18 protein-coding genes are annotated in these 20158 nt (G+C 66.8%); 5 read left to right on the forward strand and 13 right to left on the reverse strand.

What is annotated here, in order from left to right; translation table 11 throughout:
* Window positions 1-2 precede the first annotated feature (2 nt).
* Both LDO86_RS10480 and LDO86_RS10485 read left to right on the forward strand, forming a co-directional pair.
* On the forward strand, window positions 3-932 hold the full coding sequence (locus tag LDO86_RS10480) for an alpha/beta hydrolase (RefSeq protein WP_018769296.1): 930 nt from the start codon (window positions 3-5) through the stop codon (window positions 930-932).
* Window positions 929-2005 carry a glycosyltransferase family 1 protein gene (locus LDO86_RS10485; protein ID WP_018769297.1) on the forward strand — a complete coding sequence of 359 codons (1077 nt, stop codon included), beginning with the start codon at window positions 929-931 and terminating at the stop codon, window positions 2003-2005. Before LDO86_RS10480 ends, LDO86_RS10485 begins: the two co-directional genes overlap by 4 nt.
* Before the next feature lie 49 nt (window positions 2006-2054).
* On the opposite strand, the gene LDO86_RS10490 is transcribed toward LDO86_RS10485, so the two are convergent.
* The 13 genes from LDO86_RS10490 to pyrR all read right to left on the reverse strand — a co-directional run bounded on the left by LDO86_RS10490 (window position 2055) and on the right by pyrR (window position 17127).
* Window positions 2055-4139, reverse strand: a complete 2085-nt coding sequence (locus LDO86_RS10490; RefSeq protein ID WP_224083966.1) for a primosomal protein N' — start codon at window positions 4137-4139, stop codon at window positions 2055-2057.
* 90 nt (window positions 4140-4229) lie between these two features.
* Entirely contained in the window at window positions 4230-5465 is a 1236-nt protein-coding gene (metK, locus tag LDO86_RS10495; RefSeq protein WP_018769300.1) for a methionine adenosyltransferase, read from the reverse strand.
* Between the two features lie 110 nt (window positions 5466-5575).
* Window positions 5576-6811 (reverse strand): bifunctional phosphopantothenoylcysteine decarboxylase/phosphopantothenate--cysteine ligase CoaBC, encoded by a 1236-nt coding sequence (gene coaBC, locus LDO86_RS10500; RefSeq protein WP_224083967.1) that lies wholly within the window; start codon window positions 6809-6811, stop codon window positions 5576-5578.
* 38 nt (window positions 6812-6849) lie between these two features.
* Complete coding sequence (rpoZ, locus tag LDO86_RS10505; protein WP_003800778.1) at window positions 6850-7110, reverse strand: DNA-directed RNA polymerase subunit omega; 261 nt, start codon at window positions 7108-7110, stop codon at window positions 6850-6852.
* Window positions 7111-7125: 15 nt separating this feature from the next.
* Complete coding sequence (gene gmk, locus LDO86_RS10510) at window positions 7126-7719, reverse strand: guanylate kinase (protein ID WP_144599766.1); 594 nt, start codon at window positions 7717-7719, stop codon at window positions 7126-7128.
* Window positions 7720-7764: 45 nt separating this feature from the next.
* A complete protein-coding gene (mihF, locus tag LDO86_RS10515) occupies window positions 7765-8082 on the reverse strand; it encodes an integration host factor, actinobacterial type (RefSeq protein WP_026265771.1) in 318 nt (105 codons plus the stop codon).
* A gap of 110 nt (window positions 8083-8192) precedes the next feature.
* On the reverse strand, window positions 8193-9071 hold the full coding sequence (gene pyrF / locus LDO86_RS10520) for an orotidine-5'-phosphate decarboxylase (protein WP_224083968.1): 879 nt from the start codon (window positions 9069-9071) through the stop codon (window positions 8193-8195).
* The gene (carB, locus tag LDO86_RS10525) at window positions 9064-12378 is read right to left on the reverse strand and encodes a carbamoyl-phosphate synthase large subunit (RefSeq protein WP_134164710.1); all 3315 of its coding nucleotides are present in this window, start codon (window positions 12376-12378) and stop codon (window positions 9064-9066) included. Before carB ends, pyrF begins: the two co-directional genes overlap by 8 nt.
* Window positions 12378-13637 carry a glutamine-hydrolyzing carbamoyl-phosphate synthase small subunit gene (gene carA, locus LDO86_RS10530; protein ID WP_224083969.1) on the reverse strand — a complete coding sequence of 420 codons (1260 nt, stop codon included), beginning with the start codon at window positions 13635-13637 and terminating at the stop codon, window positions 12378-12380. The genes carB and carA overlap by 1 nt, the downstream gene beginning before the upstream one ends.
* Window positions 13638-13656: 19 nt before the next feature.
* Window positions 13657-14175, reverse strand: a complete 519-nt coding sequence (locus tag LDO86_RS10535) for a hypothetical protein (RefSeq protein ID WP_224083970.1) — start codon at window positions 14173-14175, stop codon at window positions 13657-13659.
* On the reverse strand, window positions 14175-15515 hold the full coding sequence (locus LDO86_RS10540) for a dihydroorotase (protein ID WP_018769308.1): 1341 nt from the start codon (window positions 15513-15515) through the stop codon (window positions 14175-14177). The genes LDO86_RS10535 and LDO86_RS10540 overlap by 1 nt, the downstream gene beginning before the upstream one ends.
* The gene (locus tag LDO86_RS10545) at window positions 15515-16543 is read right to left on the reverse strand and encodes an aspartate carbamoyltransferase catalytic subunit (protein ID WP_018769309.1); all 1029 of its coding nucleotides are present in this window, start codon (window positions 16541-16543) and stop codon (window positions 15515-15517) included. Before LDO86_RS10545 ends, LDO86_RS10540 begins: the two co-directional genes overlap by 1 nt.
* Window positions 16540-17127 carry a bifunctional pyr operon transcriptional regulator/uracil phosphoribosyltransferase PyrR gene (pyrR, locus tag LDO86_RS10550; RefSeq protein ID WP_018769310.1) on the reverse strand — a complete coding sequence of 196 codons (588 nt, stop codon included), beginning with the start codon at window positions 17125-17127 and terminating at the stop codon, window positions 16540-16542. The genes LDO86_RS10545 and pyrR overlap by 4 nt, the downstream gene beginning before the upstream one ends.
* 179 nt (window positions 17128-17306) lie before the next feature.
* On the opposite strand from pyrR, the gene LDO86_RS10555 reads away from it, so the two are divergent.
* The 3 genes from LDO86_RS10555 to LDO86_RS10565 all read left to right on the forward strand — a co-directional run bounded on the left by LDO86_RS10555 (window position 17307) and on the right by LDO86_RS10565 (window position 20016).
* A complete protein-coding gene (locus LDO86_RS10555) occupies window positions 17307-18584 on the forward strand; it encodes a PrsW family intramembrane metalloprotease (protein WP_224083971.1) in 1278 nt (425 codons plus the stop codon).
* Window positions 18585-18697: 113 nt separating this feature from the next.
* Entirely contained in the window at window positions 18698-19165 is a 468-nt protein-coding gene (locus tag LDO86_RS10560) for a helix-turn-helix domain-containing protein (RefSeq protein ID WP_224083972.1), read from the forward strand.
* 50 nt (window positions 19166-19215) lie between these two features.
* Entirely contained in the window at window positions 19216-20016 is an 801-nt protein-coding gene (locus LDO86_RS10565) for an IS3 family transposase (RefSeq protein WP_263422050.1), read from the forward strand.
* Window positions 20017-20158: the final 142 nt, after the last annotated feature.

Consider the following 20158-nt stretch of genomic DNA (forward strand, 5'->3'; position numbering starts at 1 on the left):
GCATGGACACCGTAAATCCGGGGACCTCCCCTGCGCCTGCGTACCTGAGCGCGGGGCTTTCCGCCCGCACCTCAGCCTCCACCGTGACCATCGACGGCGGCACGGTGGCCTTCTGGACCTATGCGCCCCTGCAGGAAACGCCGGAGACCCGCACCATCCTGGTGGTCCATGGGTTCCGCGGCGACCACCACGGGCTCCTGCGCGTCGCGGACAAACTGCCGGAGATGCGCATCATCATGCCGGACCTGCCCGGCTTCGGCAGCTCCGATGCCTTTGCCCGGGACCCGCACTCAGTGGAGCGCTACGGGCAGTTCATCAGTGACTTCATGGCGTCCCAGGGACTGGGGCCGGAAACCGTGCTGCTGGGACATTCATTCGGCTCCATCCTTGCTGCGTACTTCGTGGCCAACAACCCGGAGGCCGTGCGTCCCCTGATCCTCATCAACCCCATCGCTGCTCCGGCGCTGGAAGGACCCAAGGGCGTGATGACGCGGCTGGCAGTCCTGTATTACCGGCTGGCGGCACGGCTCCCCCGCGGGCCGGGCCTGGCCCTGCTGCGCAACCGGCTGATTGTGCGGGTCATGAGCGAGGCCATGGCCAAGACCCGCGACCGGGAGCTGAGGGCTTTCATCCACGGCCAGCACCACGCCTACTTCAGTTCCTTCGCGGACCGGGACAGCCTGCTGGAGTCGTTCACGGCCTCCGTCAGCAACCACGTGGCGGAGGTGGCCGGACAACTCGAACTCCCCGTGCTGCTCATCGCGGGCGAAAAGGATGAAATCGCCACCCTTCCCAGCCAGCACCGCCTCCTGTCACTGCTTCCGGACGGGGAACTGAAGGTGATTCCCGGCGTCGGACACCTGATCCACTACGAAACTCCGGAGCCGGCCGCCCGACACATCCGCAGCTTCCTGAAGGACCACCCCGCGTGAAGATCGTCATTGATGCACGTTTCACCCGTACAGACCATCACGACGGCATCAGCCGCTACGGAGCCAGCCTGATCGCTGCCACGGCAAAAATCGCGGATGTCTCCATGCTGGTTTCCGACGTCCGGCAGCTGGCCCTCCTGCCGGACGTGCCGTACACGCTCATCAGCAGTCCGCTGTCGCCGCTGGAGCTGTTCGTTGCCCGGAAGGTCAATGCCACCGGGGCTGACGTGGTGGTGTGCCCCATGCAGACCATGGGTACCTGGGGCCGGAAGTACGGGCTGATCCTCACGCTGCACGACCTCATCTACTATGAGCACCCCGCTCCCCCGGGGTTCCTGCCGGCCCCCGTCCGGCTGCTCTGGCGCCTCTACCACAAAGCATTCTGGCCGCAGCGGCTGCTCCTCAACCGGGCCGACACCGTGGCCACCATCAGCAGGACCACTGAGGCGCTGATGGCCAAGTACCGGCTGACGCGCCGGCCCGTCCGCATCATCGCCAACGCCCCCCAACCGGCGCAGGAACCCCGCCAGCCTGGCGACGGCGCGGACAAGACCATCATTTACATGGGTTCGTTCATGCCCTACAAGAACGTGGAAACCATGGTGGCCGGCATGGCCGGACTGCCCAAATACACGCTGCACCTGCTGAGCCGGATCACGCCGGAGCGGCGGGCGGAACTGGAAAGCCTCATCCCGCCGGGCGCCTCCGTGGTGTTCCACAACGGCGTGACGGACGCAGAGTATGACGGCCTGCTGCGCCGGGCAACGGCGCTGGTGAGCCTGTCCCGGGCCGAGGGATACGGCCTTCCCCTGGTCGAGGCCATGGCCGTGGGTACCCCGGTGATCGCCAGCGACATTCCCATCTTCCGGGAAGTCGGCGCGGACGCCGCCACCTACGTGGACCCGGAGTCACCCGGGCAGTTCGCGGACGCGGTTGCGCAGCTGCAGGACGACGCGCACTGGCAGGACATGTCGCGCCGCTCCCTGGCCCGGGCGCGGGAGTTCAGCTGGGATGAATCGGCCCGCCAACTGGTGGAGGCGGCACACGAGGTCGTGGCGAAAAGGCGCCGCTGAGGACGTCCCCAAGGCATCATTGCCCTGGCCGTCACAGGACGTCCCCAGCCTAGAGGACGTCAACACCGTCCAGGCGCAGCTGCACAGGGTCCGTGGCCCGTTTGGCGGCCACGGCTGCGCGGGTCACCCGCAGGACACGGACGACGGCGGCGGCCTGGCCATAGGGGAAGAACAGCAGGGTCCGGACGTCCTCGGCCGAGCGCCGGCCGGAAGGCGGTGCGGTGAGCACCAGCGGCGCCGGACCGGCGGTGCGGATACTTATCCCCGCGCCGGCGAGGTCCGCTTCCACGGCACCTGTGTAGTGTTCGACGGCGGCGCGCGGCCCGGTGACCGAGGCGATGCGCACCGCTGGGGGAAGCTGCAGTTCCACGCGCAGGGACAGTTCCCGCTGGGCATAGCCGGCCGGGTCCCAGCGCAGCAGCGCGCCGGTGGCTGCTGCGTCCGTGGCGGTGACCACCACCAGCCCGCCGTCCGGGGCGGGACGGACGAGGGCAGCGGCGTTGAACCAGCGGCGTACCGTGTCTTCGCCCGCCCGGAGAGTCTCCCGGCGCAGCAGGGAATCGCCGTCCAGCAGCAGGGCGGCGGCATACCCGGCCTCCGCCACCGGTTCGGCCCCCACGGTCGCCACCACCAGCGACTTTCCCGCCCCCACCGTGGCTTTCACTTGGTCGCCGGACGACGTGATGACCGTTGTGCCGGGAAAGGCCCGGCCAAGCTCCTCGGCTGTACGGAGGACTCCGGTTGAACCTTTCCGCAGCCGCCGGGCGCCGCAGTGGGAGCACTTCCAGTCCGGCGCCGGCGTGGAACACCAGCGGCATTGGGGAAGCGCCGAGGTGCCGGCCAGCGCAAGGGGCCCCTGGCAGTTCCCGCAGCGGGCCGGCTCCCGGCAGGTTTCACACACCAGTGACGGCGCGTACCCTGCCCTGGCAACCTGGACCAGGACAGGGCCACGCTCAAGACCTTCCTTGGCGGCCTGCCAGGCAGCGTGCGGCAGGCGCGCGATGGTGGCCAGTGGGTCCCGCCCCTGCTCGAAGCTGTCTGCCGTGCTGACCACGCGGGGAACCGTCCTGCGGACGGTGGCACGCTCGGTGTCAACCGGGACGGCCCAGCCGGCTTCCACCAGACGCTGGACCTCGGTGCTGCGCGCGTGCCCGGCAAGGAGGCAGGCCGTGCCCTCCTGCTCGGCGCGAAGGAGCAGGACCTCCCGTGCGTGGGCGTACGGTGCGCGCTGCTCGATATGGAGGTCGTCGCCGTCGTCCCAGCACGCCACGAGCCCCAGGTCCTGCACCGGGGCGAAGGCGGCCGAGCGTGTACCGATGGCGATGGTGGCCTTGCCCGCGAGCAGGCGCAGGAAGTTCCGGTACCGGGGTGTGGGCCCGTCGTCGGCGGTCAGCCTGGCTACGGCAGCGTCCGGCACCAGGTCCTTGAGTGCCTGCTCCAGGCGATCCAGGTCCCGGTAGTCAGGCACCACCAGCAGGGCGCCCCTTCCGGAGGAATACGCTGCAGCGGCGGCCTGGGCAAGCATGGCCGGCCAGCCGGCAGTCCCGTAGCCCTGCAGCGGATTGACGGCGGCCCGCGGAGATCCACCGGCGGCCAGGTGCCGCAGGAAAGCGGCACCTGTGCGGAGTGTGCCCCAGGCTGAAGATCCGGGGCTGCCCTGGACGTCCTGCACGGCTTCGGCGTCGGGGATGTCCAACGAGTCCGGAAAGTCCTTTTCCAGCCTGGCAACCCGGGGTGGAACGGCTAGGCGCAGGACATCGCTGACCGTCCCCGCATACCGTGCAGCGACCGCCGTGGCGAGGTCCCGGACGGCCGGCGTAAGGACCTGGACCGGGGACACAACTTTTGCCAGGGGTACAAGGGTGTGTCCGGCGTCGGACTGTGCCACGCGTTCCAGGACGAATCCATTGAGGTCCTGGCCGTTGAACTTGACCTTGACCCGGACCCCAGGCTGGGCTGCCTGGTCAAGCGCGGCCGGGACGGCATAGTCGAATGGGCGGTCCAGGTGAGGCAGCGAGGACTCAATGAGCACCCGCGCCACCGGAAGCTGCTCCGCCACGGTGACGCCGCCTTGCACGGGACGTGCAGGGAAGCCCTGGAGCAGGGACGGCTGGACGGAACTGCCAGCAACCATGGCGGTCACCTCCGTTCAGCTGACGGGTTGGACAGGATCAGCCAAGCACCGGGCACTGACATTGGACGTCCGGCAGCCGGCCGAAGCCGGCTAGGCGTTGAAGAATGCCTTCAGGTCGTCCACCCGGTCCAGGCGCTCCCAGGTGAAGTCGGGCTCATCCCGGCCGAAGTGCCCGTGGGCGGCGGTCTTGGCGTAGATGGGGCGCTTCAGATCCAGGGCATCGATGATGGCGCGCGGACGGAGGTCGAAGATTTCCGCGATTGCTGCGCTGATCCGGGCCGGATCCACCGTCTCGGTGCCGAACGTCTCCACGTAGGTTCCCACCGGCCGGGCCTGGCCGATGGCGTACGCGATCTGGATCTCCGCGCGCTTGGCCAGTCCAGCGGCCACCACGTTCTTGGCAACCCAGCGCATGGCGTACGCGGCGGAGCGGTCCACCTTGGACGGGTCCTTCCCCGAGAAGGCGCCGCCGCCGTGGCGGGCCATACCGCCGTAGGTGTCCACAATGATCTTGCGGCCGGTGAGGCCGGCGTCGCCCACCGGGCCGCCGATGACGAACTCGCCGGCAGGATTGAGGATATTTGCCGTCCGTGAGATGTCCAGGTTGGCGCCCGCGAGGACGGGTTCAATGACGACGGCGGCAAGGTCGGCGCGCAACTGCTCCAGGCTTGCCCCCTCCGCGTGCTGGCTCGAAATCACCACGGTTTCCACGGAAACGGGCACGTCTTTGTCGTAGCCGACCGTCACCTGGGTCTTGCCGTCGGGGCGAAGATACGGCAGCTGGCCGGTCTTGCGGACTTCGGTGAGCCGCTCGGACAGCCGGTGGGCCAGCCAGATGGGCGTGGGCATGTAGGAAGGGGTTTCATCGCTGGCGTAGCCGAACATCAGGCCCTGGTCGCCGGCACCCTGGAGGTCATAGTCGTCCTCCTGGCGGCCTTCGCGTGCCTCAAGGGAGTTGAACACGCCGCCGGCGATGTCGTTGGACTGCTGGCCGATGGAGACGGACACGCCGCAGCGGGCGCCGTCGAAGCCGTTGGCTGAGGAGTCGTAGCCGATGCCCAGGATGGTCTCCCGGACGATCTGCGGGATTTCGACGTACGCGTCGGTGGTGACTTCGCCTGCCACGTGCACCAGGCCCGTGGTGGCCATCGTTTCCACAGCCACGCGGGATTCGGGGTCCGCGGCCAGCAGCGCGTCCAGGATGGCGTCACTGATCTGGTCGCAGATCTTGTCCGGATGGCCTTCGGTGACCGATTCGGACGTGAAAAGCCGGAGCGCGGAGGGCGTGGCCCCATGGGTGTGGGGAAGGTGCAGCGGTAAAGTCACTCAACTACCTTACTGGTTGGTGGTGGCACTCCCGTCAGGGAGAAGTCGGTAGATGTCCCCGTGCTAAGCAAAGGTGGCCGGAAACACTTCAGGCGAGGGGCGAAACAGGTTCAAGTGGACGAAACACGGTTCAGTTCAAAGCTGATGCGGCGGACGATGGCTTCCGAAACCTCTGTCTTGGTTCCCGAAGCTTCCTGTGGTTCGGAGCCGGAGCGCGACAGGATGACCACCGAGTTGGAGTCGTGGCCAAAGACCTTGTCCGCTCCTACGTGGTTCACCACCAGCAGGTCGCAGCCTTTCCGCTGGAGCTTTGCTTCCGCATATGCCAGGACGTCGCCCTGGCTGTCCCCGGTTTCGGCGGCGAATCCGACGATGAGCTGCCCGGCCTCGCCGGCACCCGCGTTGCGCTGCTCCACGAGCTCCTGCAGGATGTCCGGGTTGCGGACCAGGGTGATGACGGGATCGGCGGTGTCGTCCCGTTTCTTGATCTTGGTGTCCGAGACTTCCGCCGGGCGGAAATCGGCCACGGCCGCGGACATGATGACGACGTCGGACACGGCGGCGGCTTCCAGTGCGGCTTCCCGAAGTTGCAGGGCGGTCTCCACGCGGACCACCTCCACGCCGGCGGGCGGCGGAACGTCCATGTGGGCTGCCAGCAGGCGCACGGTAGCCCCGGCGTTCCGCGCTGCGACCGCAAGGGCCACTCCCTGCTTGCCGGATGACCGGTTGCCAAGGAAGCGAACGGGGTCCAGCGGTTCGCGGGTGCCGCCGGCGCTGATGGTGACGGTGCGGCCGGCAAGGGGCAACTGGTAATCACTGCGTCCCTGGACCAGGGCCATGGCTGCGTCGAAGATCACCTGGGGTTCCGGAAGCCTGCCGGGACCTGAGTCTGCCCCGGTCAACCTGCCGGAGGCGGGTTCCAGGACGGCTGCGGCCCGGCCGCGGAGCGTCTCAACGTTGGCCCGGGTGGCCGGATGCTGCCACATTTCCGTGTGCATCGCGGGGGCGAACAGCACCGGGCCGTGGGCCATCAGCAGGGTGTTGGTGAGCAGGTCCCCGGCCTGGCCGGTGGCAGCCTTCGCCAGGAGGTCCGCTGTGGCAGGTGCCACCACCACGAGGTCCGCCTCATGGCCAAGGCGGACGTGGTTCACCAGGTGCACGTCATCAAAGACACTGTTGCTGACCGGGTTTCCGGACAGCGCCTCCCAGGTGGCGGTACCGATGAAGCGGGTGGACGCCTCCGTGGGAATCACCGTGACGTCATGGCCGGCTTCAGTAAAAAGCCGGAGGAGCGATACCACCTTGTAGGCGGCGATCCCTCCCCCGACTCCGAGGACTATGCGCACGTGACCTCCGTCAACAGCAAGTCAGTTCAGCGGCAGGATTACTCTGCGGCTTCGATCGGCGTGGAAACCAGCTTGCCTTCGTTGATTTCGCGCAGTGCGATCGACAGCGACTTTTCGTTCAGCTTGGTGTCGACCAGGGGTCCGACATACTCGAAGAGGCCCTCGTGCAGCTGGGCGTAGTAGGCGTTGATCTGACGAGCACGCTTGGCACCGAAGATCACCAGGCCGTACTTGGAGTCGGCTGCCTCAAGCAGCGAGTCGATCGGCGGGTTGATGATGCCTTCAAGGTTCGTGGACACGAATTCTCCAAATTCCTAGCGGGCTGACGGTTCCGGCAGGTGTGGATGCGGTGTCAGCCCCATGAGTGAAACTAGCTCGTCCGCTGCCCGGCGGACGTCGTCGTTGATGACGGTGTGGTCGAACTCCGGTTCAGCAGCAAGTTCCAGTTTAGCGGTTTCCAGGCGTCGCTGCTGTTCTTCCGGTGTTTCGGTGCCCCGGCCCACCAGCCGGCGGACCATCTCGTCCCAGGTGGGCGGGGCCAGGAAGACGAACTGGGCGTCCGGGACGGCTGCCTTGACCTGGCGCGCACCCTGCAGGTCGATCTCCAGCAGCACGGAGCGGCCCTCCGCGATGGCCTGGTTCACGGTGCTCTTCAGGGTGCCGTAGGTGTTTTGTCCATGGACGACGGCCCATTCCAGGAGTTCACCATCGGCGATAAGCCGCTCGAACTCATCCTTGGTCTTGAAGAAGTAGTGGACGCCGTCAACTTCCCCGGGCCGGGGCGCCCGGGTGGTGGCTGAAACGGAAAGCCATACTTCGGGGTAGTTGTCACGGATGTAGGTGGACACGGTGCCTTTGCCAACAGCCGTCGGACCTGCGAGGACTGTCAGTCCAGGTTTCTTGCTCACGTATTCCTTTTGCCGCAGTTGGGGGAAAGACAGGCGCCGCCTGCCTCAATGCTCGTCAATAAAATCTACCAGCGCCCGGCGCTGGTGGACGCCCAGGCCCCGGACCCTGCGGGACGCCGCGATGCCCAGCTGCTGCATGATGGCGGCGGCCCGCACCTTCCCGATGCCGGGAAGGGCCTCAAGCAGTTCCGAGACCTTCATCCTGGCCAGTGCGTCGTCTTCCAGGGCGGAGCTGATAATGTCCGCCGCGGACCTGTCGCCGTTCCGAAGGCTTTCCTTGGCGGCCGCACGGGTGGCCCTGGCTGCCGCTGCCTTGCCCAGGGCGTCGGCCCGTTCAGATGCGGATAAAGGTCGCAGGACCATCACGGACACCCCCGGATTCGGCGGATTTCATCCAAGGGCGGCCGCCCTTGGACCTGTCCTGAAACTACCCTTTGGTGCAGCCCGAATCAATGCATCCGGGCAATTGCAGCCTATTGTCCCCGCAGCCCGTCCAGCGTCCGCAGGGCCGCCTCCCGCAGGCCACCCAGGTGCGGGCCTGCCGAAAGGATGTCGCGGCTGGAGGTTCCCAGGACCAGCGGGTAGGCGTCGCCGAAGGTGGAGCGGAGGTCGGCCGGCGTTGCCCCCTGCGCCCCCAGGCCGGGGGCGAGGATGGGCCCGCGGACGGCAGCGAGGTCGAGTTCAAGGTCTTTCTGGGCACTGCCAACGGTGGCGCCAACCACCAGGCCCACGGAACCCAGGCTGCCCCCGTACCGGGCATTTTCGGCCGCTGCGGCGGCCGTGATCCTGCGGGCCACCGAGTCCTTACCGCCAACATGCTGGACGGAAGCGCCTTCAGGGTTGGACGTCAGCGCCAGCACGAAGACACCGCGCCCGGTTTCGGCCGCGAGGTCCAGCGCGGGGCGCAGCGACTCGAAGCCGAGGTAGGGGCTCAGCGTGACGGAGTCCGCCGCCAGCGGGGACCCGTCCCGGAGCCAGGCGTCGGCATAGGCGGCCATGGTGGACCCGATGTCGCCGCGCTTGGCGTCGGCGATGCTCAGGACGGACTCGTCCCGGGCGGTGGCCAGGACTTCCTCCAGGACCGCCATACCGGCCGATCCGTGCCGTTCGTAGAGCGCCACCTGGGGCTTTACCGCGGCAGCGAGCGAAGCCACCGCCTCCAGGACGGTGAGGGAAAAACGCCTCAGCCCGGCGGCGTCGTCGTCCAGTCCCCAGCTCTTCAGCAGTGCCGGATGCGGGTCGATGCCCACGCAGAGCGGGCCGCGGGCGGCCATGGCCGCGCCGAGCCGGGAGCCGAAGGACTCCCGGCCGGCGGCGGATACCGGCCTGCTGCCTGGTACCTGCTCAGGCATGCTGCAGCGCAGCCTTCTGTGATTCCGCAAGCGCGGCGGCGTGCTCCTGCAGGCTGGTGACGGACCACTCGTAGGTGCGCAGGGCTTCGATGGCCTGGACGGCGGCGTTGAACTCGGCCACCGTGGTGATGCACGGAATGCCGATGGACGTCGCCGCTGCGCGCAGTTCGTAGCCGTCGCTGCGGGCTTCGCCGCCGGAGGGGGTGTTGAAGACCATGTCGATCTCGCCGGCCACAATGAGGTCCGCGATGGTGCCTTCACCCTCGGCGCTGCTGCCCTCGGCGACCTTGCGGACCGGGGTGGCCTGGATGCCGTTGCGGCGCAGCACGTCGGCGGTGCCGCCGGTAGAGACGATCTCGAAGCCGAGGTCCGAGAGCCGCTTGACGCCCATGATCACCGAGCGCTTGTCCCGGTTGGCTACGGAGACAAACACCTTGCCCTCGGTGGGCAGCGCGTTGTTGGCGGCCGCCTGGCTCTTGGCGAAGGCGGTGTCGAAGTGCTTGTCGATTCCCATGACCTCGCCTGTGGAACGCATCTCGGGACCGAGCAGGGAGTCCACCACCTTGCCTTCAAGGGTCCGGAACCGGCTGAACGGCAGGACGGCTTCCTTGACGGCGACGGGGGCGTCCAGTGGCAGGGTGGAGCCGTCACCGGTTTCGGGCAGCATCTTGTAGGCGCTGCGGAGCTGGTTGATGGTCACGCCGGTGCCGATGAGGGCAGCGGCCTTGGCCATCTGGACGCCGGTGGCCTTGGACACGAACGGCACGGTCCGGGACGCGCGGGGGTTGGCTTCCAGGACGTACAGGACGTCCGAGGCCAGCGCGAACTGGATGTTGATCAGGCCGCGGACGCCCACGCCTTCAGCGATGGCGCGGGTGGCGGTGCGGACGCGTTCGACGACGTTGCTCCCCAGGGTGATCGGCGGCAGGACGCAGGCGGAGTCGCCGGAGTGGATGCCGGCTTCCTCGATGTGTTCCATGATGCCGCCCAGGTACATGTCGGTGCCGTCGTAGAGGGCGTCGACGTCGATTTCGACGGCGTCCTCAAGGAACCGGTCAATCAGCACGGGGTGGTCCGGGGTGATTTCGGTGGCGTTGGCGATGTAGCGGGAGAGGTTGGGCTCGTCATAGACGATTTCCATGCCGCGGCCGCCCAGCACGTAGGACGGACGGACCAGGACTGGGTAGCCGATCTCGTCCGCGATCTTCTTGGCGTCCTCGAAGGAGACGGCGGTGCCGTTCTTGGGCGATACCAGGCCGGCCTTGTCCAGCACCCGGGAGAAGGCGCCGCGGTGCTCGGCGAGGTCGATGGCCTCCGGGGACGTTCCCAGGATGGGGACGCCGGCGTCGGCCAGCTGCTGGGCCAGCTTCAGCGGGGTCTGGCCCCCGAGCTGGACGAACACGCCCATGACGCCGCCGGTGCGTTCCTCGGCCGCGATGACCTCCAGCACGTCCTCGAGCGTCAGCGGCTCGAAGTACAGGCGGGTGGAGACGTCGTAGTCGGTGGAGACGGTTTCCGGGTTGCAGTTGACCATGACGGTCTCGTAGCCGGCCTTGCGCAGCGCCATGGAGGCGTGGACGCAGGAGTAGTCGAACTCGATGCCCTGGCCGATGCGGTTGGGCCCTGAGCCGAGGATCAGGATGGACGGCTTGGAGTGCAGCGCAACCTCGTCCTCCTCGTCATATGCCGAGTAGTGGTACGGCGTGTAGGCGGCGAATTCGGCGGCGCAGGTGTCCACGGTCTTGTAGACGGGACGGATGCCCAGCGCCTGGCGTACGCCGCGGACCACGGCCTCGGGGTTGTGCGTCAGGGCGCCGATCTGTTCGTCGGAGAAACCGTGGCGCTTGGCGCGCTTGAGCATGTCGGCGGTCAGGGCGCCGGCCTGGCGGATTTCGCGGGAGATTTCGTTGAGCAGCTCCAGCTGGTCAAGGAACCAGGGGTCGATCTTGGTGGCTTCGAAGAGCTGTTCCACGGTGGCGCCGCCCAGGAGGGCGCGCTGGACCTGGTGCAGGCGTTCGGTGGTGGGGCGCTTGGCCTTTTCGATGAGCTCCGGCACTTCCCATTCGGGGACGGAGCTGAAGTCCAGCTGCGAGCCCTTCTGTTCCAGGGAGCGCAGGGCCTTCTGCAGGGCTTCGGTGAAGTTCCGGCCCATGGCCATGGCCTCGCCCACCGACTTCATGGTGGTGGTGAGGGTGTTGTCCGCTGCCGGGAACTTTTCGAAGGCGAACCGCGGGACCTTGACCACCACGTAGTCCAGGGTGGGTTCGAAGGACGCGGGGGTCTTCTGCGTGATGTCGTTGGGGATCTCGTCCAGGGTGTAGCCGAGCGAGAGCTTGGTGGCGATCTTGGCAATGGCGAAGCCGGTGGCCTTGGATGCCAGTGCCGAGGAGCGGGAAACGCGGGGGTTCATCTCGATGACCACCACGCGGCCGGTCTTGGGATCGATGGCAAACTGGATGTTGCAGCCGCCCGTGTCCACGCCCACCTCGCGGATGACGGCGATGGCGACGTCGCGCAGCTTCTGGTATTCGCGGTCGGTGAGGGTCAGCGCCGGTGCCACGGTGATGGAGTCGCCGGTGTGCACGCCCACGGGGTCGAAGTTCTCGATGGAGCAGACGACAACCACGTTGTCGTTCTTGTCCCGCATCATTTCGAGCTCGTATTCCTTCCAGCCCAGGATGCTCTCTTCGAGCAGCACCTCGCTGGTGGGGCTGTACTGCAGGCCCTGTCCGACGATGCGGCGCAGGTCCTGTTCGTTGTAGGCCAGGCCGGAACCCAGCCCGCCCATGGTGAAGGACGGGCGCACCACCATGGGGTAGCCCAGGTCTTCGGCCGCCGTGAGGGCCTCATCCATGCTGTGGATGATGTGGCTGCGGGCGGATTCCGCGCCACAGCGTTCCACCACGCCCTTGAACTTTTCACGGTCCTCGCCCAGCTCGATCGCGGCGATGTTGGCGCCGATCAGCTCGACGTTGTACTTCTCCAGTACGCCGTTCTTGTCCAGGGCGATGGCAGTGTTCAGCGCGGTCTGCCCGCCCAGGGTGGGCAGGACGGCGTCCGGACGTTCCTTGGCGATGATCTTCTCCACCACCTCGGGGGTGATGGGCTCAACGTAGGTGGCGTCGGCGAACTCGGGGTCGGTCATGATGGTGGCCGGGTTGGAGTTCACGAGGATGACGCGCAGGCCTTCCTCCTTGAGGACACGCAGTGCCTGCGTGCCGGAGTAGTCGAATTCGGCGGCCTGGCCGATGACGATCGGGCCGGAACCAATGACGAGGACGCTCTTGAGATCTGTACGTTTCGGCATTACTTCTTGTCCTCAGTCTTGTTGTCGTTTTTGTGGTCAGCGCCTGCGGGGTGGGCCGCGTCCACGGGGTCCTTGGACGCGTTGGCGTTCCGGCCGTCCCGTGTGCCTTCCATGAGCTCGATGAAGCGGTCGAACAGGTAGGCGGCATCGTGCGGTCCTGCCGCGGCTTCCGGGTGGTACTGCACGGAGAACGCCGGGATGTCCAGGCAGGCGAGGCCTTCCACGACGTCGTCGTTCAGGCTGATGTGGCTCACTTCCACCCGCCCGTAGCGTGCCTCCGGGGCCTGCGTGGCGCCGTCGAGGGGGGCGTCCACGGCAAAGCCGTGGTTCTGGGAGGTGATCTCCACCTTGCCGGTGCGCCGGTCCATCACGGGCTGGTTGATGCCGCGGTGGCCGTAGCGGAGCTTGTAGGTGCCAAAGCCCAGGGCGCGGCCCAGGATCTGGTTGCCGAAGCAGATGCCGAAGTAGGGCAGCTTTTCGTCCAGGACCGAGCGGAGCAGCTTGACCTGGGCGTCGGCGGTGGCGGGGTCGCCGGGGCCGTTGGACATGAAGAAGCCGTCCGGGTTGACGGCCTTGACGTCCTCAAGGGTGGCGGTGGCGGGAAGCACGTGGACTCGGACGCCGCGCTCGGCGAACCGGACCGGGGTCATGGCCTTGATGCCCAGGTCGATTGCAGCGATGGTGAGGCGGGGTTCGCCGTCCCAGCCGTGGTCCTTTGGCTCCACGACGTAGGCTTCGTCCACGCTGACTTCCTCGGCCAGGCGCGAGCCCTCCATGGGGGCGCTGGCCAGGACGGCGTCGAGCAGTTCCTTGTCCGTGGCCTGGGCTGCCTCGCCGGAGAAGATGCCGGCGCGCATGGTCTTGTGCTCACGCAGGTGCCGGGTGATGGCGCGGGTGTCCACGCCCTGGATGCCCACGATGCCCTGGGACACCAGCTCTTCGTCCAGCGACCGTTCGGAGCGCCAGTTGGAGGGCCGGCGCGCGGCGTCGCGCACAATGTAGCCGGCCACCCAGATGCGCCGGGACTCGGCGTCGTCGTCATTCACGCCGGTGTTGCCGATGTGCGGGGCCGTCTGGACCACCAGCTGGCGGGCGTAGGAGGGATCGGTGATGGTTTCCTGGTATCCGGTCATCCCGGTGGCGAAGACGGCTTCGCCCAGGGCGGTGCCGGTGGCGCCGTAGCTGGTGCCGCGGAAGATGCGCCCGTCTTCGAGTACCAGCGCAGCTGGCGTTGCCGGAGCGGAGGTGGTTGCTGTCAATGTATTCGCTTTCACTGTCTTACTTTCCACTGGTGGCACCAGCCGCTGGGGCTGACGAAATCAAATCCTGAAGGGCCTGGTAGAGAACGTCCTTGTCCGCGGCGCGGCGGGTCCGGAAGCCGGTGTCCAGGTGGTGGGCACCGTGCGTCCATGCCAGCACCAGCAGGCCGTCCTTCTCCACGAACTTCCCCGCCATGCCGCTGTCCTGCCGGACATCGGAGAGGGAGGCTGCGGGGATGTACAGCGCAGGCGCACCCGACCGCTCATAGAGCACGCCGTGCGGGTACACCGCGAGGGTGGCATTGGTGCGGATCCCCAGCCCATGCACGGCAATGCGGTCCAGCCAGTCGCCGGCCGTGGTGGTGGCCACGTACTGCCCTTCGGCAGTTGCGGTGGGCTCACCGGGCACAGCGGGCACCTGGGGCAGTTGTTCGACGTCGGACTGGCGCTTGAGGCGGTTGCGCCAGCCGACGGCGAGGAGGACGAACACGACGGCGACCACCGCCAGCATGGCAAGTCCGGGAAGGATTTTGTCCATCAGGCAGCGCCTGCCGGGGTTGCGGCGGAGTCCGGGTGCGGGGTGTTGAGTTTGCCGTCAAGGACGGTGGGGTGCCCCCTGAAGAAGGTGGCCACCACCTTGCCGGGGAGTTCCCTGCCCTTGAACGGCGAGTTGCGGCCCATGGTGGCCATCTGGAAGGGGTCCACCGTCCAGCGCGCCGCCGGATCCACCAGGATGAGGTTGGCGGGTTCCCCGGCTTCGATGGGCCGGCCCTGGTCGCTCAGCCGGCCAATCGTCGCGGCCGCCGTGGACGTGACCCGGGCGAAGTCCGCCCAGGTCATCAGGCCGGTTTCAATCATGGCGTGCTGGACCACGGACAGGGCGGTTTCCAGCCCGGTCATGCCCATGGCTGCCTGCGCCCATTCGCATTCCTTGTGCTCACTGGGGTGCGGCGCGTGGTCGGTACCCACAACGTCGATCGTCCCGTCTGCCAGCCCGGCGCGCAATGCCTGGACGTCGGCGTCGGTGCGCAGCGGCGGGTTGACCTTGAACACGGGGTCGTAGCTGCGCACCAGGTCATCGGTCAGCAGCAGGTGGTGCGGGGTGACCTCGGCCGTGACGTCGATGCCGCGTTCCTTGGCCCAGCGGATGATTTCCACCGAGCCGGCCGTGGACACGTGGCACACATGCAGGCGGGAGCCGACGTGCTGGGCCAGCAGGACGTCGCGGGCAATGATGCTTTCTTCCGCCACCGCGGGCCAACCGGTGAGGCCCAGGACCGCGGAGACGTCGCCCTCGTTCATCTGTGCCCCGGCTGTAAGTCGGGGTTCCTGTGCGTGCTGAGCCACGACGCCGTCGAACGCCTTGACGTATTCCAGGGCGCGGCGCATCAGCACGGGGTCGTGGACGCAGATGCCGTCATCGGAGAACATCCGCACCCGGGCGCGGGAATCGGCCATGGCGCCCAGCTCGGCCAGTTGCTCCCCTGCCAGTCCAACGGTGACGGCACCAACGGGGCGCACGTCCACCCAGCCGGCCGCGCGGCCCAGAGTGTAGACCTGCTCCACCACGCCTGCGGTGTCCGCGACGGGGGTGCTGTTGGCCATGGCGTGCACAGCTGTGTAGCCGCCCAGGGCCGCAGCCCGTGTTCCGGTCTCCACGGTCTCGGCGTCCTCGCGGCCGGGTTCGCGGAGGTGCGTGTGCACATCGACCATGCCCGGCAGGGCCACCAGGCCTGCAGCGTCGATGACAGTGGCCCCGTCAGCGTCAAGGCCGGTGCCAATCTCGGCGATGATGCCGTCACGGACCAGCAGGTCCGCGGGGTCGCCGCCCAGGATGGCGGCGCCTTGGATGAGGTAGGTTCCGGTGTTGCCTGCCATCAGTTGCTCTCCTTGGGGGACGGGGCCGCGGCGGCATAGGCCGGTGCCCGGTGGGCGGCTGGTTCCCGGGTATCCCCGGAGAGCAGCAGGTACAGTGCGGCCATCCGCACGGACACGCCGTTGCGGACCTGAGCCAGGACGGTGGAACGGGGTGAGTCCGCTGCGGCGGCGCTGATTTCCAGGCCCCTGTTCATTGGCCCCGGGTGCATGATGATGGTGTCCGTCATGCCCAGGTCGTCAAGGGCGCGGAGGCGGTTGTCGTCGAAACCCCACCGGCGCGAGTATTCGCGGGTGCTGGGGAAGAACGAGGCGTTCATGCGTTCGCCCTGGACGCGGAGCATCATCATGGCGTCGACACCGTTGGCCAGGGTCTGGTCCAGATCGTAGCTGACGCTGCAGGGCCATTTGTCGACGCCGACCGGCAGGAGGGTGGGCGGCGCCACCAGCGTGACTTCGGCCCCGAGTGTCCGGAGCAGCCAGACGTTGGACCGGGCCACACGGGAATGCAGGACGTCGCCGGCGATGGCGACCCGCATGCCCTTCAGGTCAGTCCCATCGGAACGCGTGCCGGCCAGGCGGGCCCAGTGCCGGCGCATGGTGAAGGCGTCAAGCAGGGCCTGGGTGGGGTGTTCGTGGGTGCCGTCGCCGGCGTTGATGACTGCGGCGTCGATCCAGTCGGTGGCGGCCAGCCGGTGCGGCGCGCCGGAGGCCCAGTGCCGGATGACGACGGCGTCGGCGCCCATGGCGGACAGGGTCTGGGCGGTGTCCTTGAGGGATTCGCCCTTGGACACCGATGATCCCTTGGCGGCAAAGTTGATGACGTCAGCGGACAACCGCTTGGCAGCGGCTTCGAAGGAGATGCGGGTCCGCGTGGAGTCCTCGAAGAAGAGGTTGACCACGGTGCGTCCGCGCAGCGCGGGAAGCTTCTTGACTTCCCGCTCCCCCACGGCAGACATTTCCTCCGCGGTGTCAAGGATGCGGATGGCGTTCGAAAGGCTGAGGTCCTCGGTGGACAGGAGGTGTTTCATGCGCCGCCTTCGATCACGACTTCGTTGACCGGGGTTCCGGCGTCGGACGTGTCTGTTTCTTCGAGCCGGACCCGGACCTTCTCGGCGGAGGACGTGGGCAGGTTCTTGCCAACGTGGTCAGCCCGGATGGGAAGTTCGCGGTGGCCCCTGTCGATCAGGACCGCAAGCCGGACGATGCGGGGGCGGCCGAGATCTACCAGCGCATCCAGGGCGGCGCGGATGGTCCGGCCGGAGTACAGGACGTCGTCGATGAGCACCACTACTTTGTTGTCGATGCCTGTCCGGGGCAGCCTGGTGGGGTACGGCGGCCGTGTCCCCTGGTGGGAGAGGTCGTCGCGGAACATGGTGACGTCGAGCTGGCCCACAATGGCGGCGGCGTCAACGGTGGCGTCCGCGGCGGCGATTTTTTCCGCCAGCCGGACAGCCAGTGGGTAGCCGCGGCGGGGAATGCCCAACAGGACCAGGTCCTGGGATCCCTTGTTGGCTTCGAGGATCTCATGGGCGATACGAGTAAGTGCCCGGTCAATGTCCGCCTGGCTGAGGACAACCCTGGCTGGAACCGGTGCGCTGGTGACGGAAGTCAACGCTCGTCTCCCCTTTCCCCGCCTCACAGGACGGAATTAAAAAAGGAATGTTTGCTGTTCAAAATTACCACACGGTCCCTGCCCGGCCGGTCCCCGGGTGACGCGGTACTGGTCACACCCGAACGGCGCGGGAGGCCCGCTCCTTTGTGGTGTGGTGGCCCCCGCTTAGGCTTTCGGATATGCCGATGTATCCGCAGCAGCCTTCCTCCGGCCTCCCCGACGACCCCTACCGCAGGCCCACCGGCCCCCTGCCCCGGCAGGCCAATCCCAGCTGGATGGGACAGGTGCAGCCCGAATACTACCGCGCCGCCCCCGGACACCAGGGCCACCCGCTGGCTGCAGTGGTGCCGCCGCAGGCGCAGGAAGCCGCGCTGCGGGCATCGCGGACCCGCAGCGGGCTGGCGGGCCTGACGGTTGCGGGCGGCGTGCTTGCTTTCCTGAGCCTTTTCCTGGTGGTGCCGTTCCTGCTGTCCAACACCGGCGCCGCCGGTTTCCTGATTGGTTTCCTGGCATCGCTGGTCCCGCTGTCGGTGGTCCTGGCTGCGGTCCACATCATCGACAGGTGGGAACCGGAACCCAAGCGGCTGTTGTTCTTTGCCTTCACGTGGGGTGCGGCGGTGTCCGTTGCCGTGACCCTGCTCATCCAGCCGTTCTTCGTGATCGCCTTCCAGTTCACCGACGAACCAGACCTGCAGACCTACATGGCCACCGTCCAGGCCCCCATCGTCGAGGAGTTCGCTAAGTCCCTTGGCCTGCTCATCCTCCTCCTCGCGGCGCGCCGGCAATTCGACGGTCCCGTGGACGGGGTGGTGATTGCCTTCACCATCGCCGGCGGCTTCGCCTTCACCGAAAACATCCTCTACTTCGGCAGGGCCATCGCGGAATCGGCATCCCCGGCCAGCGACTTCGCCCAGGTGTTCTTCCTCCGCGGTGTCATGTCCCCCTTCGCCCATGCGATTTTCACCGGCACCACAGGCCTGGTCATGGGCTTCGCTGCCAGGCGCTGGCACACGGGCGCCTCGATCGGCGCCTTCTTCGTGGGACTGCTGCCGGCCATGTTCCTGCACAACAGGTGGAACAGCATGGGCGGCGGCTTCCTGCTGGACTACATCATGGTCCAGGTACCGATCTTCGTGCTGGCAGTGGGCGGCATCATCTTCCTGCGGGTGGCCGAAAACCGCCTCACCCGGCAGCGGCTGATGGAGTATTCCGCTGCGGGATGGTTCACGCCCGCGGAAGTCCAGCTGCTGGCCACCCGCGGCGGCAGGCGCATGGTCCTGGCATGGGCTGCGGGTTCGGGCAGGAAGCGGCAGATGAAGCAGTTCGTGAAGGCGGCCACCCAGCTTGCCAACACCCGCCAGCGGATCCTGAGCGGACGCGATGTTCCGCTGCACCAGGCCGAGGAAAGGCAGCAGCTCCAGCGGATCGTGTCCCTGAGGGCGGCAGTGGCCGGATGATGTGAACCGCTTGCACGCAACAGGGCCCCGCCGGATTGAACTGCTCCCCGAAAGTTGGACTGAGAAATCAGTTCTGACTTTCGGGGAGCAGTTTTATGCATGGAAGAAGTTCGTTGTCCGAGGAACAGCGCGAGGCCGCGGTGGCGCTGTTTGAGATCGGGTGGGGCTCCAGAGCTGTAGCAACCAGGCTCGGGGTGGGTCGGAAGCCGATCCTCCGGTTGCACGACAGATGGCGCGTTCGTGGAGATACTGCTCTTGTGACCAAACCAGGCAACCGCGTGTATTCATTCGAGCTCAAGCTCAACGCCGTGCAGCGATATATCTCCGGCGAGACCAGGGTCGCACTGGCCAAAGAGCTCGAACTATCCTCGCCACACCTGATAGCCGTGTGGGCGATGCGGTACCGGGCTCAGGGCGAGGAAGGCCTCCGTCCGAAACCTAAAGGCCGCCCAAGGAAGAACCCAGATACCCCGCGGCAGGAACCGGAGCTGCAGCGGCTGCGACGTGAGAACGAACGCCTTCGTGCAGAGGTTGCTTTCCTGGGAAAAGTAAACGCCTTGAGGGACAGGGAACAGCGCTAAAGGTTCGCGCTGTCATCGCTCTCAAGGCTGAGCACCGATTAGAGGTTCTGCTGGACGTGGCCGGGTTAGCCCGGTCCACGTTCTTCTACCACCAAGCCAAACTCAATGGCCCCGATCCACGGGCGTCCCTGAAGGCCGCTGTCACTGACATTTTTACGAAGAACCACGGCCGGTACGGGCATCGCCGGATCCATATTGAACTGTTGAAGCAAGGATGGACGGTCGCCAAGAAGACGGTTCTAAAGCTGATGCGTTCCCTCCGGCTGGTCTGCAAGGTCCGAAGCAGGAAGCGGTACAACTCCTACCAGGGCGAGCATGGCATCGTGGCCCCGAACCTGCTGAAACGCCAGTTCGACGCGGACGCCCCAGACCAGAAGTGGGTTACCGATGTGACCGAGTTCAGCGTCGGCGACAGGAAACTCTACCTCTCACCGATCATGGACCTGTTCGACCGGCAGATCATCTCCTACGCCATTGGGACCTCGCCCAACCTGGAACTGACCAACTCCTCATTGCGCGGCGCCTTGGCCACGCTGGAGAACGGGGAGAAACCCTTCGTCCACTCAGACCAAGGGTTCCAGTATCAGCACAACTCCTGGCGCACACTCCTGGAGAACGCCGGCGCCGTCCAATCAATGTCACGCAAAGCCAACTGCTACGACAACGCCGTCATGGAGAACTTCTTCGGACACCTGAAGGAAGAGCTCTTCCACCGCGTCCGGTTCCTCAACACCGACGCACTCGCATCAGCGCTGCACGCATACATCAGCTGGTACAACACCGAAAGAATTTCCACCAAGCTCAAGGGCTTGAGCCCGGCACAGTACCGTGCTCAGATGCTTGCGGCTTAGGTCCCAATTAGAAGCACAGCTGGACTAGGGTCCCCCCATTAGACCGCAGCCGAACGCGCCCTTGCCTGTCTGCACGACGATAAACACTCTGGCTTCGGCAGAAGGCTCCTGAGCAAATATCTCGCCCCCTCCGGCTGTCCTG

The organism is Arthrobacter sp. StoSoilB19 (genome assembly GCF_019977275.1).
Classification (GTDB): Bacteria; Actinomycetota; Actinomycetes; order Actinomycetales; family Micrococcaceae; genus Arthrobacter.

Bases quoted from the DNA above. Each gene is read 5' to 3' on its own strand.
- LDO86_RS10480 (WP_018769296.1), top strand. From the start codon at position 3: ATGGACACCGTAAATCCGGGGACCTCCCCTGCGCCTGCGTACCTGAGC.
- LDO86_RS10545 (WP_018769309.1), bottom strand. From the start codon at position 16,543: ATGAAACACCTCCTGTCCACCGAGGACCTCAGCCTTTCGAACGCCATC.
- LDO86_RS10540 (WP_018769308.1), bottom strand. From the start codon at position 15,515: ATGGCAGGCAACACCGGAACCTACCTCATCCAAGGCGCCGCCATCCTG.
- pyrF (WP_224083968.1), bottom strand. From the start codon at position 9,071: ATGCCTGAGCAGGTACCAGGCAGCAGGCCGGTATCCGCCGCCGGCCGG.
- mihF (WP_026265771.1), bottom strand. From the start codon at position 8,082: ATGGTCCTGCGACCTTTATCCGCATCTGAACGGGCCGACGCCCTGGGC.
- carB (WP_134164710.1), bottom strand. From the start codon at position 12,378: ATGCCGAAACGTACAGATCTCAAGAGCGTCCTCGTCATTGGTTCCGGC.
- LDO86_RS10555 (WP_224083971.1), top strand. From the start codon at position 17,307: ATGCCGATGTATCCGCAGCAGCCTTCCTCCGGCCTCCCCGACGACCCC.
- LDO86_RS10535 (WP_224083970.1), bottom strand. From the start codon at position 14,175: ATGGACAAAATCCTTCCCGGACTTGCCATGCTGGCGGTGGTCGCCGTC.
- LDO86_RS10490 (WP_224083966.1), bottom strand. From the start codon at position 4,139: ATGGTTGCTGGCAGTTCCGTCCAGCCGTCCCTGCTCCAGGGCTTCCCT.